Here is a 14,272-nt window from a genome sequence, read left to right on the forward strand (position 1 = left end):
ATGGCGGGGAGGTCGAGGGGGGGTGACCGGGCCCAGCTCGATAGGCTCCGACGTTCTGAAGTATAACGCGATCCCCCTCTCCCGTGTGGGAGAGGGGTCAGGGGTGAGGGTGGCTCGGTGTCAGGATTGAACTCTGAACGCTGAGCCGGGTAGCGGAACGATCGCAGCTATATTCGGCATCGTCTCCACCCTCACCCCTACCCCTCTCCCACACGGGAGAGGGGATCCCGCGACTTCCTGAATTCATTCGGTCAAGCGTTCCTCACTTCCCGAAATCCACCGTCGCGCCCTTCGCGACGTGTTTCGCGAGATCCCGCGCGTCCCAGTTCGTCAGCCGGACGCAGCCATGCGACTCGGTCTTGCCGACCTTCTCCGGCTCGGGCGTGCCGTGAATGCCGTAGCCGTCATTGCCCGAGAGATCGATCCAGACCACGCCGACCGGGTTGTTCGGGCCGGGCTTGATGGTGAACTTGCGCTTGGCCTCGACGCCCTTGAACTCATACTTCGGATTGTAGGTGTAGGTCGGATCGAAGGCGACGCCCTCGACCTTCAGAACGCCGCTCGGCGCCGGCTTCTCCTCGCTGCCGATCGAGGCCGGGTACAGGTGGATCATCGCCCCGTCCTCGCCATAGGCGCGGACCTGGAGCGCGTCCTTGTCGACCTCGATGCGGGTGACCTTCGGGGCTTCCGGCAGTTCCTTCGCCGGGATCCGACCGGTTTCCAGGGGCGGCACCGCCGCGACCGTGATCACCGTGCCGGCCTTGGTCAGGGCCGCGCCGGGGTTGAGGGCGTTCAGAAGCCCTTTGCTCATGTGGAAGCGCTCGGCCAGCATCTCGGCCGGCGAGGTGTAGGAGAGCGCCTTCAGGTCGGCCTGCTCCTCCATCTTCGGCGGGATCTCCTCCACATATGGGCCGGAGACGTCCTGCTCGGTCAGCGTGTACTGCGTCACCGCCGGATCCTGGCTCGTGCCGGACAGGGCCTGCCACAAGGGCGCGTCGAACTCTTTCGAGGCGGCCAGGCCCTTAGCCTTGGCGAAACCGGCGAGCGCCCCGCGCAGGTTGTCGCCGTCGCGCCCGTCGATGGCGCCGGGCGAGAAGCCGGCCCGGTCGAGGAGCACCTGGACCCGAATGGTCAGCGGGTCGGCGGCCTTCGAAGACTTCGTCTCCTTGCCGGCCTCCCTGCCCTTCTCTTTGCTGTTCTCCTGGCTCTTCACCTGGCTGTCGGGCGTTCCGGCGCCGAACTGCGCCTGGTTGATCGCCTCCGCGGTCAGGGAATTCTCCGCGGCGCCGGCCGCGCCCGACAGCCCCAACACCAGCAGAGCCACCCCGAGCCTCGCCGTCCTGCGCATCAGACCCTCTCCCGCATCTCAAACCAGCACGGCCTAAAAGCGCCGGATGCCCCGTCCCGTTCCCGGATTTTCCGCGCTCACTGGCACAGGCGGTGGCCGGCCGGGCGCTCGCGCTCGTCGAGGTGAAGGTGGTTGGCGTGGGCGGCATCCGAGCCCGGCCCGAGCACGGTGCGGAAGAAGCCGCAGGCGCGGGCCCGGATTGCGGCCACGAACGCCGCCTCCGGGGTCCCCTCGCGCGCCGTCCCCACCGCCACCGGCGCCCGTCCCTCGAACGTGAAGCCCATCACGTCGACCCCGTTGGCGTAGGCGTGCTCGCTGAGCTTGGCGCTCGGATCATGGTTCTGGCCGCGGCACTCGTAGGAGCCGCCGATCTGGAAGGAATGCGGCGCCTTGCCGAGGGTCTGCTCGGCGATCACCCGCACCTCGGTGCTCCAGCGGCCCAGGGCCTCGGCGGCGACGCAGGTGAGCGTGGCGGCGGGCGCGAGGGCGACGCCGTCGGGCAGGGCGGTCACCCGCAGGGGCTTGGCCGCCCCGCACATCCCGTCGGAGAGGGGCGCCACCGGCTCGGCCTTGACGCCCAGGCGTTCGAGCCGGCGCAGGCAGGCGGTGTCGTCGGGCACCAACGTGGCGGGGGTCGGCGCCGGGCCGGAGGGCACGTCGGCGGGCCGCTCGGGCGGCAGCGGTGCCGGTGCGGGGATCGGGCCGGCCGGCGCGTCCTTGGCCGCGTCCTTGGCGGAATCCTTGGCGATCTCCTTGGGAGACCCCTCCTTGGCCGCCGGCTCGGTGGTCGCCGGGACTTTCGCCTCATCGGGCCGCGGCGGCGGCAAGGGCACCTGCTCGGAAGGAACCCGGCTCAGCGGCGGTGAGGCCGCCGATGTCTGGCCTACCGCCGGGCCTGCAACGACGACCGCCCCCGCCAGCGCGGCGAGGATCCGCTTCACGATCATCCCCGGCATCCCGCCCTCCCCAGAGTCCCGCCCCTCAACGGGTCGGCAAGCGTGACCGTTCCAGCGCACCATGCCGCGCTCGCGCGATCCCGGCCCCGCTTGCGCCCCCCGCCCCAGGGTCTATCGTCGCCCGCCCAATCAGCGAGAGGACCAGCATGCGCGGCGTCACGGCGGAGCACGAGCCCAACCCCTTCTCCGAGCCGGCCTGGACCACGCCGCACGGGCTGCCGCCCTTCGAGCGCATCGTCCCCGCGCATTACGAGCCGGCCTTCGAGCGGGCGCTCGCCCAGCACGTCGCCGAGATCGAGGCGATCGCTGGCAATCCCGAGCCGCCGACCTTCGCCAACACCATCGAGGCGCTGGAGCGCTCCGGCCAGGCCCTGCGGCGGGTCTCCTCGACCTTCTTCAACCTCACCGGCAGCCACACCAACCCGGACCTCCAGGCGGTGGAGCGGGCGGTGGCGCCGCGGCTCGCCCGCCACGGCAGCGCGATCTACGTCAACCCCGACCTGTGGGCGCGGGTCTCCGCCATCGGTGAGGAGGGTCTCTCCGACGAGGCGAAGCGGGTGCGCGAGCGCTACCGCCTGCGCTTCCGCCGCGCCGGCGCCGAGCTCGCGCCCGAGGCCAAGGAGCGGATGGCAGCGATCGCCGCGCGGCTCGCCGAGCTCGGCACGCAGTTCAGCCAGAACCTGCTCGCCGACGAGGGCGCCTTCGCGCTGGAACTGACCGGCGAGGACGATCTCGCCGGCCTGCCGCCCTTCCTGCGCGCCGCCGCCAGCCGGGCCGCCGAGGAGCGCGGGCTGAAGGGCAGCCACGTCGTCACCCTGTCGCGCTCGCTGATCGACCCGTTCCTGGTCTTCTCGACCAACCGCGCCTTGCGCGAGCGCGCCTACGCCGCCTGGATCCGCCGCGGCGAGAATGGCGGCGAGACCGACAACCGGGCGATCATCACCGAGACCCTGCGACTGCGCGCCGAGCGGGCGCGCCTGCTGGGCTATCCGAGCTACGCCGCCTACCGCCTCGACGACACGATGGCCGGCAGCGCCGAGGCCGCCGTGGGTCTCCTGGAAGAGGTCTGGTCGCCGGCCCGCCGCCGGGCGGAGGCCGAGCGCGACCGGCTCCAGGCGCTCGCCCGCGAGGACGGCCACACCTTCGACCTCGCGCCGTGGGACTGGCGCCACTACGCCGAGCGCCTGCGTCGGCGCGACCACGCCCTCGACGAGGGCGAGATCAAGCCGTACCTCGCCCTCGAGGGCATGATCCAGGCGGCCTTCGACACGGCGCACCGCCTGTTCGGCCTCTCCTTCCGGGAACTGCCGGACGTGCCGCGCTACCACCCGGAGGTGCGCGCCTGGGAGGTCACCGACCGGGACGGGCGGGTGATCGGCCTCTTCCTCGGCGATTACTTCGCGCGGCCGAGCAAGCGCTCGGGCGCCTGGATGAGCGGCTTCCGCTCGCAGGAGCGCCTGACCAACGAGGTCACGCCGATCATCGTCAACGTGATGAACTTCGCCAAGGGGGGCGAGGGCGAGCCGGCGCTCCTCTCCTTCGACGATGCCCGCACGCTGTTCCATGAATTCGGCCACGCCCTGCACGGGCTCCTCTCGAACGTGACCTACCCAATGCTCGCCGGCACCGCGGTGGCGGGCGACTTCGTCGAATTGCCCTCGCAGCTCTACGAGCACTGGCTGGAGCAGCCGGAGGTGTTGCGGGCCCATGCCCGCCACTACCGCACCGGCGAAACGATGCCCGAGGACCTGCTGGCCCGGCTGCTCGCCGCCCGCACCTTCAACCAAGGCTTCGCCACGGTGGAGTACACGGCCTCGGCCATCGTCGACCTCGACCTGCACCTTTCGTCCGAGGCCGAGACCGGCATCGACCCGCTGGCCTTCGAGGCGGAATCCTTGCGCCGCATCGGCATGCCGGCCGAGATCGCGATGCGCCACCGCACGCCGCACTTCCAGCACATCTTCGCCGGGGAAGGCTACGCGGCGGGCTATTACAGCTACCTCTGGTCGGAGGTGCTGGACGCCGACGCTTTCGACGCCTTCCGGGAGGCCGGAAACATCTTCGATCCCGCCACCGCCGAGCGGCTGCGGACCTACGTCTACGGCGCCGGCAACCTGCGCGACGCCCGCAGCGCCTACACGGCCTTCCGCGGGCGGCTGCCGAGCACCGGGCCGCTGCTGCGCAAGCGCGGGCTGGCGGCCTAACCCTACCGCCGCAGCAGCCGGCCCACACACGCCGCGGCGGCGAGCCACGCCGCCTCGGTCAGGAAGGCGAGCGCCGCCGCCGCCGCCGCGCCCTGGATCAGCGCCAGGTTGTTCTGGGTCTGCAGCCCGACCACGATCGGGGTGCCGAGGGTCTGGGCGCCGGCGAGCGCCCCGACCGCGGCGGTCGCCACCGCGAGAACCAGCACCACGCGCAAGGATTCCAGGATCGGCCCGGCGGCGAGCGGCAGCTCGACCCGCAGGAGCATCTGCGACGGCGTGAGCCCCATCCCGGTCGCCGCCCGGCGCACCTCCTCCGGCACGGTGGCGAGCGCCCCCACCGTGCCGCGCATCACCGGCATCAGCCCGTAGGCGGCGAGCGCCAGCAGGATCGGCGGCGCCCCGAAGCCGAGGACCGGCAGCGCCAGGGCCACCACCACCACCGGCGGCGCGGCCTGGGCGGCGGCGGCCAGGATGTCGAGGGTGGCGCGCAAGGGCGCACCGGCGGTGCGGGTCGCCAGGATGCCGAGGCCGAGCCCAGCCCCACCGGCGAGGCCGAAGCCCGCGAGCGCCAGGACGAGGTGCTGGCGCGCGAGCCAGGCGAGGCGCCCGGCCGGCACCGGCGTGCCCGCCTGGAGGCCGAGGGTCCGGACGACGAACCCGGCGACCTCCGGCAGGCTCAACGCGGCGAGGCCGAGCCCCAGCAGCAGGGGCAGGAGGGCGCGGGAAGAGATCGCGCGGCTCCGGTTCGTGCGGTTCATGCCGGCTCCCTCCCGCCGGCGAGGAGCGCGAGCCCGGCATCGACCGCGAGCGCGAGGCCGATCACCGGCAGCGCGCTGAGCAGGATCAGGTCCTGGGCGAACTGCGCCATCCCCTCGAAGACCAGCGCCCCGAGCCCGCCGGCCCCGACGAGGCCGCCGAGGGTGGAAAGCCCCACGCTCTGCACCGCCGCGACCCGCAAGGCCCCGACCAGCAACGGCGCCCCGAGCGGCAGGCGCACCCGCAGCAGCGTCTCGCGCGGCGTGAGGCCGATCGCCCGGGCGGCGGCGAGCACGTCGGGATCGACCGCCGCGAGACCGGCGGCGATCCCGCTCACCAGCGGCAGGGCGAGGTAGGCGGCGGTGCCGATCACCGCCGGCACCGGCCCGATGGCGGAGAGGCCGAGGCCGCGCAGGGCCGGCACCAGGGCGAGCAGGCCGGAGAGCCCGGCCACCAGGGCGGCGAAGAGCGCGAGCGCCGGCACGACCTGGATCCCGCCGACGAGCCCGTCGACGAGGCGCGAGGCCGGCCCGTCGCGCAGGCGCAGGAGCGCCAGGGGGATGGACGCCGCGAGCGCCAGCAGGAGCGAGGCGGAGGCGAGCCCGAGATGCTGCACGAAGGCCGCCGCCACGGCGCCCGCCCGCGCCCGGTACTCGACCGCGAGCGAGAGCGAATCGAGGAGGCCCGCCCCCGCGATCATCAGCGCGAGGCCGGCGAGCAGCAGGGCGCCGACGAGGCCGCCCCGGCGCGGCAGGGCGGCCCTGGCCGCGTCCGCCGCGAGGCCCGCGAGCGCCAGGAGCGCGAGCCACGCCCCGGACCCGAGGGCGGCGCGGGCCGCCAACGGCTTGCCCGCGAGGAGCCCGGCCGCCCCCTGCCCGGCCCCGAGCAGCAGCGCGCACCAGGCGGCGAGCGCCGCCGCGAGGGCGGCCCAGGTCCGCCACGGCCGCCGGGGACCGGCGAGCAGCACGGCCGCACCGATCGCGAGGGCGCCCGCCGCCGCCCCGGCGAGGCCGCCGCCGACGGGGCTGCCCGGCACGAGGCGGTTCGGCGCCAGGGTGAGGAACGGCAGACCGGCGAGGCTCGCGATCGCGAGGCCGGCCGCCGCCGCGGGCAGCCAGGCGACGGACCGCGTCATCGTCCTGCCCGTGAGAGTGCCGGACGTCAGGGTACCGAGATTCATGGCGCGAGAGTCATGGCGCGAGGGATCCGAGGTAGCGGCGGGCGACCGCCTCCGGGGTGTCGCCGTCCACCGCCACCTGGGCGTTCAGCCGCCGCAGGGTCGCGAGGTCGAGGCCGGTGAAGAGACGGCCGAGGGCGGGGACGATCTGGGGATAGCGGTCGAGGATTGCGGTGCGGACGACCGGCGCCGGCTCGTAGACCATCTGCGCCCCGGCCGGATCGCTCATCACCGCGATGTCGAGGGCGGCGATCGCCCCGTCGGTGCCGTAGACCATGCCGGCATTGACCCCGCTGATGCCCTGCGCCGCCGCCCGCAGGGTGACGGCGGTATCGCCGCCCGGCAGCATCACGATCCGCTCCCGCGGCATCACGAAATCGTAGGCGCGTTCGAAGGACGGCAGGGCCGCCGGGCTCTCGACGAATTCCGCCGAGGCGCAGAGCTCGATCAGGTCGCGGCGGACCGCGCCGGCGAAATCCGTCATCGTGGCGAGGCGCTCGGCCCGGGCGAGGTCGCCCTTCACGGCGATCTGCCAGGTGTTGTTCGCCGGCGCGGGCTTCAGCCAGGTGAGGCCCCGCCCGGCATCGAAGGCCTTGGCCGCCGCGTAGGCGGTGTCGGCCCGGCGCCAGCGCGGATCGGCATCGGTGCCGGAGAAGAAGCCGGCGTTGCCGGTATATTCCGGGTAGGCGTCGATCTCGCCGGCGGTGAGCGCCGTGCGGACGATGCGGGTCGGGCCGAGCTGGAGCCGGGCCGTCACGGGCACGCCGAGGCGGGTGAGGACCATCACCATCAGGTTGCCGAGGAGCGCGCCCTCCCCGTCGACCTTCGAGGCGACGACGACCGGCCGGTCGGCCCAGGCTGCCGTGGACAGCGCCAAGCCGGCGAGCCCCCCCGCGATCAGACCCCTCCGATTCAAGGGGTGGGGAGTATCTGGCGGCCGCTGCATCGCGTCCCAGGTCCGTGCGCTTGACATGTCTGGCTTTCCGGGCGACGGCTCACCGGCGCAAGTCCTGCCGGTGCAAATCCTGGCGGCCGGTGCGGACCCGCCTGGGTTGCGGGCGGATGAAACCCCTGACGGTCGCGCGGGTGCCGCCGCGGCAGGGACAAATCGATCGGGCCTCGATACGGGGCGTTGAGGGAAAGAACTCCGGCGTGGGCACGGACACAAGCGAAGACCTCCTGAACGGTGCCCGCGTCCTCGTGGTGGAGGACGAGGCGGCGATCTCGATGCTGCTGGAAGACATGCTGCTCGATTTCGGCTGCGAGGTCGTGGGTCCGGCGGCCCGGCTGAGCAAGGCGCTCGAGATGGCCGAGAGCGAGAGCTTCGTCGTCGCGATCCTCGACGTCAACGTCGCCGGCGAGCCGATCTACCCCGTCGCCGAGGCGATCGTGCGCCGTGGCCTGCCGCTCGTATTCTCCACCGGCTACGGCGGCGCCGGCATCCGCGAGCCGTTCCGCGATCGCCCGGTGGTGCAGAAGCCGTTCAGCCAGCAGGACCTCAAGCGCACCCTGATCGCCGCGATCGCGGCGGGGGGCTGAGGGGCGGGCCCGAAGGGCTGCGTCTCCGAAGCGGCGCGACGATAAGACCGATGCGCCTCAAACTCCCGACTGACCGAATAACCCCCTCGGTCATTCCGGGGCCGCGTAGCGGAGCCCGGAATCCAGAGCCGCGGATGGTTCAGGATCAAGCGGGATGCTCACAGTGTCATTCTGAATGACCTGCGTGTCTGGGCGTGCCTCCGGCACTCCGGGCGACGCTGTGCGGCCCCGGAATGACGTGGAGAGGCGGACGATTCGGCGCCACCGACTTGGCCCTCATTCCCATCGCCTTCGGCCTCAACGCCCGACCCGCTGCGCCGCACCCACGACCCGCCGCTCCGCCGGCTCACGCGCGTCGGCCGCCTCCTGCGCCTCGACGCGGCGCTTGAACGCGCCCCAGGCCATCAGCGTGCAGCCGCAGCCGTCGCACTGGATCATCGCGTCGTCGGTGAGGTCGGCCGGCAAACGAACCCCCGGCGAGCCGCAGGACTCGCATCCGAAACCGCTGCGCATCTCGTGCCCCCCTGCTCCCGACCTCATCGCGACTGCGAGCTTAAGCATGCTGCGCTGCACGCGAGATGAACGGATTCCCAGAATCCGGGGGAGTGCACCTCACAAAACTCCCGCAGCGCCGACGCGGCCGCATCGAACGACGCCGGCGACCGGGAGTTTTGTGAGAGACACTTAACGGCCCATCTCCAGCTCGAAGGCCGAGACGACGTGGCGGGGCCAGCGGCCCGGTGCCACGAGCACCGCGTCGGCCCTGAGGGTGAGGCCGGCACTCCAGGGCGCGCGGGCAGTCCAAGCCCGGGCGGCGCGGGAGAACAGGCGGCGCTTGCGCGCGTCGATCGCGTCTTGCGCCGCGTCGAGGGTCGACCGCGCCTTGACCTCCACGAAGGCGACCGTGCTGCCGCGGCGCACGATCAGGTCGATCTCGCCGCCGCCGAGGGACACGCGCCAGGCCAGCGGCCGGTAGCCCTTGAGCAGGAGGGCGAAAGCCGCCAGGAGCTCCGCCCGCCGGCCGCGGGCGAGATGGAGCCGGCGGCGCGCGGCGTCAGGCGTCGCCGGCATCGTCGGCGCGGCGGGCAAGCACCAGGGCGCGGGCATAGACCTCGCGCCGCTTGAGGCCGGTCTCGTCGGCGACGAGGCTGGCGGCGTCCTTGATCGAGTGGCGGGCGAGCGCCGCCTCGATCCGGGCATCGAGGTCGGCATCGTGTTCCGGCCCCGGCGCGTCCTCGGGCGCGGTGCCGATCACCACCACCACCTCGCCCTTCGGCGGGCCCGACGCGGCGTAATCGGCGGCGAGGCCCGCGAGGTCGCCCCGGCGCACGGTCTCGAACAGCTTGGTCAATTCGCGCGCCACCGCGGCGGAGCGCGTCCCGCCCAGAACCTCGGCGGCGTCGGCGAGCATCTCGGGCAGGCGGTGGGGCGCCTCGAACAGCACCAGCGTCCCCGGCACGCCGGCGAGCACCGCGAGCCGGTTGCGCCGCGCCCCGCTCTTCTGCGGCAGGAACCCCTCGAAGAAGAACCGGTCGGTCGGCAGGCCGGCGGCGACGAGCGCGGTGATCGCCGCCGAGGGGCCGGGGATCGGGGTGACGGCGAGGCCGGCCTCGATCGCGGCCTGAACCAGCTTGAAGCCCGGATCCGAGACCAGCGGCGTGCCGGCATCCGAGACCAGCGCCAGGGCCTCCCCGTCCCGCATGCGGGCAATCATCCGCTCGCGCACCCCCTCCCCCGAATGCTCGTGATAGGCGACGAGAGGGGTGGTGATGCCGTAATGGGCGAGAAGGGTGCGGGTGACCCGCGTATCCTCCGCCAGCACCGCGTCGGCGGCGGCGAGCGTCGAGAGCGCCCGGAAGGTCACGTCCTTCAGGTTGCCGATCGGGGTCGCCACGACGTGCAGGCCGGGGGACAGGGGCTCGGCCTCGGCGGCGAGGCCGAAGGCGGTGTAGACGGCCGGTCCCCGACCGGTCGCGCGGCCGGAGGAACGTGGGCGGGAATCGTCGCTGCGCTGGGTCATCGCCGCCACAATGCCACGGCTCGGTTGCGCAGCGCCACAACCGGGCGGACGGGAGCGGTCGTTTACTTTTCGGCGGCAGACTTTATGCACCGGGCACGGATGTTGCTGCCGGGTTGCCGGCGCCGATTCGCGGCGCAGGGCGGCCGGACTGGGGGAGCGGGCGATGGGGGGCATCGGCCTCGACACTGTGAGGCGCTTCGGACGGGGCGCCCTGGCACTCGCCGGCTTCCTCGGGCTCGCCGCCTGCGGCGGGGTCGACAGCCCGGTCGTCGTCACCCGCACGGCACCGGTCGTCGAGGCGCCGGCCGCCCCGTCCGGCGAGGGGACGACGCTCGGCGCCGGCAGCGTCAAGGTCGCGCTGATCCTGCCGCTCTCGGGCCCCGGCGCGTCCGTGGGTGCGGCCCTGCGCAACGCCGCCGACCTCGCGCTGCAGGAATCGCAGAGCCCCGACCTGACGATCCTGGTGAAGGACGACCGCGGCACGCCGGACGGCGCCCGGGAGGCCGCGGCGGCGGCGCTCGCCGAGGGGGCGGAGCTGGTGATCGGCCCGCTCTTCTCCGCCACGGTGCAATCGGCCGCCGCCACGGTACGGCCCAGCGGCAAGCCGGTGATCGCCTTCTCGACCGATACCAGCGTCGCGGCGCGCGGCGTCTACCTCTTGAGCTTCCTGCCGCAGACGGAGGTCGACCGGATCATCGACGAGACCACGGCGGCGGGGCGGCGCTCCTTCGCCGCCCTGATCCCGGATTCGACCTACGGCCACGTCGTCGAGGCGCAGTTCCGCGAGGCAGTGGCCCGCCGTGGCGGCCGCGTGGTGGCGATCGAGCGCTACCCCGCCGGCAACCCCGCCGCCTCGGTCGGGCGCCTCGCCCCACTGATCTCCGGCCCGGCGCCGCAGGCCGACGCGCTGTTCCTGCCCGATACGCCGGAGGGCCTCGCCGCCGCCGGCGCGGCGCTGACCCGCGCGGGCTTCAGCCCGGCCCGGGTCAAGCCGGTCGGGACGGCGGTCTGGAACGACCCGCGGGTCTTCGCGCTGCCGGCCTTCCAGGGCGGCTGGTTCGCCGCCGCGGATCCGGCGGGCTTCACCGGCTTCAGCCAGCGCTACCGGGCGAGGTTCGGCTCGGACCCGGTACGGGTCGCGACGCTCTCCTACGACGCCGTGTCCCTCGCCGCGGCGCTGAACCGCCAGTACGGGTCGCAGCGCTTCGCCGACACCACCCTCACCAACCCCTCGGGCTTCGCCGGGATCGATGGCACCTTCCGGTTCCGCCCGGAGGGGACCAGCGACCGGACGCTCGCGGTGTTCGAGATCCGCGGCGGGAGCGCGACGATCGTCAGCCCGGCGCCGCGGGCGCTGGGTCCGTCGGGGACGTGAGCGGCCAGTTGGCGCCGGGCACTCTCGATCGGGATCTGATCCGGATCGATTCCGCGAAATCCCACCTACGACCTCATCCTGAGGTGCCGCGTAGCGGCCTCGAAGGAGGCCTCCAGATGCCGCTGCGATCTCTGGAAGCCTCCTTCGAGGCTCACTTCGTTCGCACCTCAGGATGAGGTCGTGTGTGGGAGATTGCGGCTTCCGGCGGGGGCTCACACCCCGGATCACCTCACGCCGCAAGCTCCGCCACCACCGCGTTGAGCACCGGGGCCCCCTTCGGCGTCGCGGCCAGCCGCGCATCCGGCGTCCGGGCGACCAACCCGGCCGCGACGAGCCCGGCGACGCGATCCGGATCGAGGGGCCGGCCCTTGAGCGCCGCGTAGCGGGCGGGGTCGATGCCCTCGCGCAGGCGCAGGCCCATCATCAGGAGCTCGTCGGCCTGGTCGCTCGCGCTCAAGCGCTCCGTCTCGACGATGCCGTGCCCCTCGCCCTCGGCCCGGGCGAGCCAGGCCTCCGGGTTACGCTCGGTCGAGGTGCCGATGCGGCCCTCGGGCAGGACCAGGCGGCCATGGGCGCCGGGGCCGATGCCCGCATACTCGCCGTAGCGCCAGTAGAGCAGGTTGTGGCGCGATTCGGCGCCGGGCCGGGCGTGGTTCGAGATCTCGTAGGCCGGCAGGCCTGCGCCTGAGCAGACCTCCTGCGTCACGTCGTAGAGGATCCGCGCCGTGTCGTCGTCCGGCACGGTGAGCTTGCCGGCGGCGGCGAGGCCGTAGAACGGCGTCCCCTCCTCGATGGTGAGCTGGTAGAGCGACAGGTGCTCCGCCGCCCGGGCGATCGCCTCGCGCAGTTCCGCGGCCCAGGCCTCCGGCGTCTGGTCGGGGCGGGCGTAGATCAGGTCGAAGGAATAGCGCTCGAAATGCGCGGCGGCGGTCTCGACCGCCCGCATCGCCTCCGCGGTGCTGTGAAGCCGGCCGAGTTTTTTGAGCGAGGCGTTGTCGAGGGCCTGCACCCCGAGCGAGACCCGGTTGACCCCCGCCGCCCGGTAGCCGCGGAAGCGGCCGGCCTCGACGCTGGTGGGGTTGGCTTCCAGCGTCACCTCGACGTCCGGCGCCACGCTCCAGGCCCCCGCCACCGCGTCGAGGAGCGCCCCTACCGTCTCGGGCTCCATCAGCGAGGGCGTGCCGCCGCCGAGGAAGATGCTGGTGACCGTCCGCCCCGGCGCGAGCGACGCCGCGTGGGCGATCTCCCGCGCGAAGGCGGCCCGCCACCGCGCCTGGTCGAGGCGTCCGTGGCGGACATGGCTGTTGAAGTCGCAGTAGGGGCACTTCGCGGCGCAGAAGGGCCAGTGCAGGTAGACCCCGAAGCCGACGTCCCGGGTCGGATGATCGATCATCCGGCGGATGTGCCGACCTTGGGCTCGCGGCGCAAGGGGTACGCACGGCACAAGAGGGTGCGGCACCTCGCGCGCAGGCTCCCACGAAGGGGTCACGAGCGCGTTCGCCGACAGGGTGCGAGCGCAGGGACGTTCCCTGAACCGGAGAACCGGCCCTCAGGCAAAGTCGTCCGGGATGGCTCGGATAATCGCTACCGGACCGCGAAGGGCGCCTGGAACGGTCGCCCGAACGGCACGCCGGTGTTCACCGTCTGCACCGGCTTCAGATAGGCGGTCCCGCTGCGGGTGTTGTTGCGGGTGTCGACGAAGCTGACCGGCCTCTCCACCCATTCCATCACCGAGACGTCGCCCGGTGCGCCGACCTGGAGCGTGCCGAGCTTGGCGCCGCGGTCGATCACCCGGGCCGGGGCCGAGGTCGTCATCGCCACGACCTGCTCCAGGCTGAAGCCGAGCGGCAGGAACTTGCTCATCACCCAGGGCAGGAACGGCATGCCCGCCGTATTGCCCGAGACGACGTGGAGGTCGGAGGAGATCGTGTCCGGCGGGGCGCCCTGGGCGATCGCCGCCTCCGCCACCGTGAAGTCGAACGAGCCGCCGCCATGGCCGATGTCGAACACCACGCCGCGCCGCTTGGCCTCGAGGGCGGCCGGCAGCAGCTTGCCGTCCTGAACGATGTTCGTGAACTGGCCGCCGATATTCGGCGCGCCGGAGAAGCAATGGGTGAGGATATCGCCGGGCCGCAGCAGGTCGAGGATCCGGCTCATCAGCTCGGCGGTCTCGACGCCCCCGATATGGACCATGATCTTCGCCGGCCGCCCGGACATCTCGCAGGCCTGGACCGCCCGTTTCAGCGGTTCGACGCCGTGCTTGAAGATCACGTTCTCGGACATGCGCACCTTCACGCCGATCACGAAGTCCGGGTTCTCCGCGAGCGCCAGCGCGCAGGCCTCCACCTGGGCGTTGTCGATGTTGTAGAGTTCCGCGACCGGGAAGGCCGACAGGCCGTTATTCGCGATGTGCACGAAGGCGAACATGCGCGTGCGGGTCTGGGCGGCGATGTGCCGGCGCAGGGCCGCGAGGTTGTTGGCCCCCGCATCCCCGGCCGAGACCACGGTGGTCACCCCGGAATACGGCACCGTCTCGTCGGCCGGAATGCCGATGGCCGATCCATAGGGGTAGGTGTGGGCATGGAGATCGACGAGGCCCGGCAGGACGAGCTTGCCCGACGCGTCGAGCACGCGCTGAGCGCGGGTCGCCGGGATGTCGGGATCGAGTGCCGCGACGAGGCCGAAGCGGATGCCGACGTCGCGCTTGGCGCGCAGCGACTGGCTCGGATCGATGACCTCGCCGCCCTTGATGACGAGGTCGAACTTGTCGTTCGGCCCCATCGCGGCATCGACGGCCCCGGTCGCGGCCAGGAATCCGGTCGCGGAGAGGCCCCCGAGCCACGCCCGGCGCGTCAGGTCACTCATCGATCCCCCCTCGCGGAATGCTCTTCGGCATT

The 14,272-nt window shown here is 72.8% G+C and carries 13 protein-coding genes; 3 read left to right on the forward strand and 10 right to left on the reverse strand.

What is annotated here, in order from left to right:
• Positions 1 to 262: 262 nt before the first annotated feature.
• Both ABZT49_RS07975 and ABZT49_RS07980 read right to left on the reverse strand, forming a co-directional pair.
• The gene (locus ABZT49_RS07975; RefSeq protein ID WP_355285162.1) at positions 263 to 1,348 is read right to left on the reverse strand and encodes a L,D-transpeptidase family protein; all 1,086 of its coding nucleotides are present in this window, start codon (positions 1,346 to 1,348) and stop codon (positions 263 to 265) included.
• Between the two features lie 77 nt (positions 1,349 to 1,425).
• The gene (locus ABZT49_RS07980; protein WP_407943458.1) at positions 1,426 to 2,304 is read right to left on the reverse strand and encodes an extensin family protein; all 879 of its coding nucleotides are present in this window, start codon (positions 2,302 to 2,304) and stop codon (positions 1,426 to 1,428) included.
• Between the two features lie 146 nt (positions 2,305 to 2,450).
• Here ABZT49_RS07980 and ABZT49_RS07985 point away from each other — a divergent pair, with 146 nt between their 5' ends.
• Positions 2,451 to 4,508 (forward strand): M3 family metallopeptidase, encoded by a 2,058-nt coding sequence (locus ABZT49_RS07985; protein WP_355285164.1) that lies wholly within the window; start codon positions 2,451 to 2,453, stop codon positions 4,506 to 4,508.
• Between the two features lie 2 nt (positions 4,509 to 4,510).
• Here the strand turns inward: ABZT49_RS07985 and ABZT49_RS07990 are convergent, their stop codons facing one another.
• Genes ABZT49_RS07990 through ABZT49_RS08000 form a run of 3 tightly spaced genes read right to left on the reverse strand, consistent with a single transcriptional unit; the run spans position 4,511 to position 7,387 of the window.
• On the reverse strand, positions 4,511 to 5,266 hold the full coding sequence (locus tag ABZT49_RS07990; protein WP_355285165.1) for an ABC transporter permease subunit: 756 nt from the start codon (positions 5,264 to 5,266) through the stop codon (positions 4,511 to 4,513).
• Positions 5,263 to 6,399, reverse strand: a complete 1,137-nt coding sequence (locus ABZT49_RS07995) for an ABC transporter permease subunit (protein WP_355285167.1) — start codon at positions 6,397 to 6,399, stop codon at positions 5,263 to 5,265. The genes ABZT49_RS07990 and ABZT49_RS07995 overlap by 4 nt, the downstream gene beginning before the upstream one ends.
• 55 nt (positions 6,400 to 6,454) lie before the next feature.
• Positions 6,455 to 7,387, reverse strand: a complete 933-nt coding sequence (locus tag ABZT49_RS08000; RefSeq protein ID WP_407943460.1) for a glycine betaine ABC transporter substrate-binding protein — start codon at positions 7,385 to 7,387, stop codon at positions 6,455 to 6,457.
• A gap of 206 nt (positions 7,388 to 7,593) precedes the next feature.
• Between ABZT49_RS08000 and ABZT49_RS08005 the strand changes: the two genes are divergently transcribed.
• Entirely contained in the window at positions 7,594 to 7,980 is a 387-nt protein-coding gene (locus tag ABZT49_RS08005; protein ID WP_093564427.1) for a response regulator, read from the forward strand.
• A gap of 297 nt (positions 7,981 to 8,277) precedes the next feature.
• On the opposite strand, the gene ABZT49_RS08010 is transcribed toward ABZT49_RS08005, so the two are convergent.
• From ABZT49_RS08010 to rsmI, 3 genes are all read right to left on the reverse strand, one after another.
• Positions 8,278 to 8,493 carry a hypothetical protein gene (locus ABZT49_RS08010; protein ID WP_355285171.1) on the reverse strand — a complete coding sequence of 72 codons (216 nt, stop codon included), beginning with the start codon at positions 8,491 to 8,493 and terminating at the stop codon, positions 8,278 to 8,280.
• A 171-nt stretch (positions 8,494 to 8,664) separates the two neighbouring features.
• Positions 8,665 to 9,051 (reverse strand): YraN family protein, encoded by a 387-nt coding sequence (locus ABZT49_RS08015; RefSeq protein ID WP_355285173.1) that lies wholly within the window; start codon positions 9,049 to 9,051, stop codon positions 8,665 to 8,667.
• Positions 9,035 to 10,000 carry a 16S rRNA (cytidine(1402)-2'-O)-methyltransferase gene (gene rsmI, locus ABZT49_RS08020; RefSeq protein ID WP_355285174.1) on the reverse strand — a complete coding sequence of 322 codons (966 nt, stop codon included), beginning with the start codon at positions 9,998 to 10,000 and terminating at the stop codon, positions 9,035 to 9,037. The genes ABZT49_RS08015 and rsmI overlap by 17 nt, the downstream gene beginning before the upstream one ends.
• A 163-nt stretch (positions 10,001 to 10,163) precedes the next feature.
• On the opposite strand from rsmI, the gene ABZT49_RS08025 reads away from it, so the two are divergent.
• The gene (locus ABZT49_RS08025) at positions 10,164 to 11,375 is read left to right on the forward strand and encodes a penicillin-binding protein activator (protein WP_355285176.1); all 1,212 of its coding nucleotides are present in this window, start codon (positions 10,164 to 10,166) and stop codon (positions 11,373 to 11,375) included.
• A 229-nt stretch (positions 11,376 to 11,604) separates the two neighbouring features.
• Here ABZT49_RS08025 and hemW read toward each other — a convergent pair whose 3' ends face one another.
• Entirely contained in the window at positions 11,605 to 12,768 is a 1,164-nt protein-coding gene (hemW, locus tag ABZT49_RS08030; protein ID WP_355285178.1) for a radical SAM family heme chaperone HemW, read from the reverse strand.
• A 191-nt stretch (positions 12,769 to 12,959) separates the two neighbouring features.
• Entirely contained in the window at positions 12,960 to 14,240 is a 1,281-nt protein-coding gene (locus ABZT49_RS08035; RefSeq protein ID WP_355285179.1) for an amidohydrolase/deacetylase family metallohydrolase, read from the reverse strand.
• Between the last annotated feature and the right edge of the window lie 32 nt (positions 14,241 to 14,272).

Origin of the sequence: Methylobacterium sp. EM32 (assembly GCF_040593685.1) — a bacterium.
Classification (GTDB): Bacteria; Pseudomonadota; Alphaproteobacteria; order Rhizobiales; family Beijerinckiaceae; genus Methylobacterium.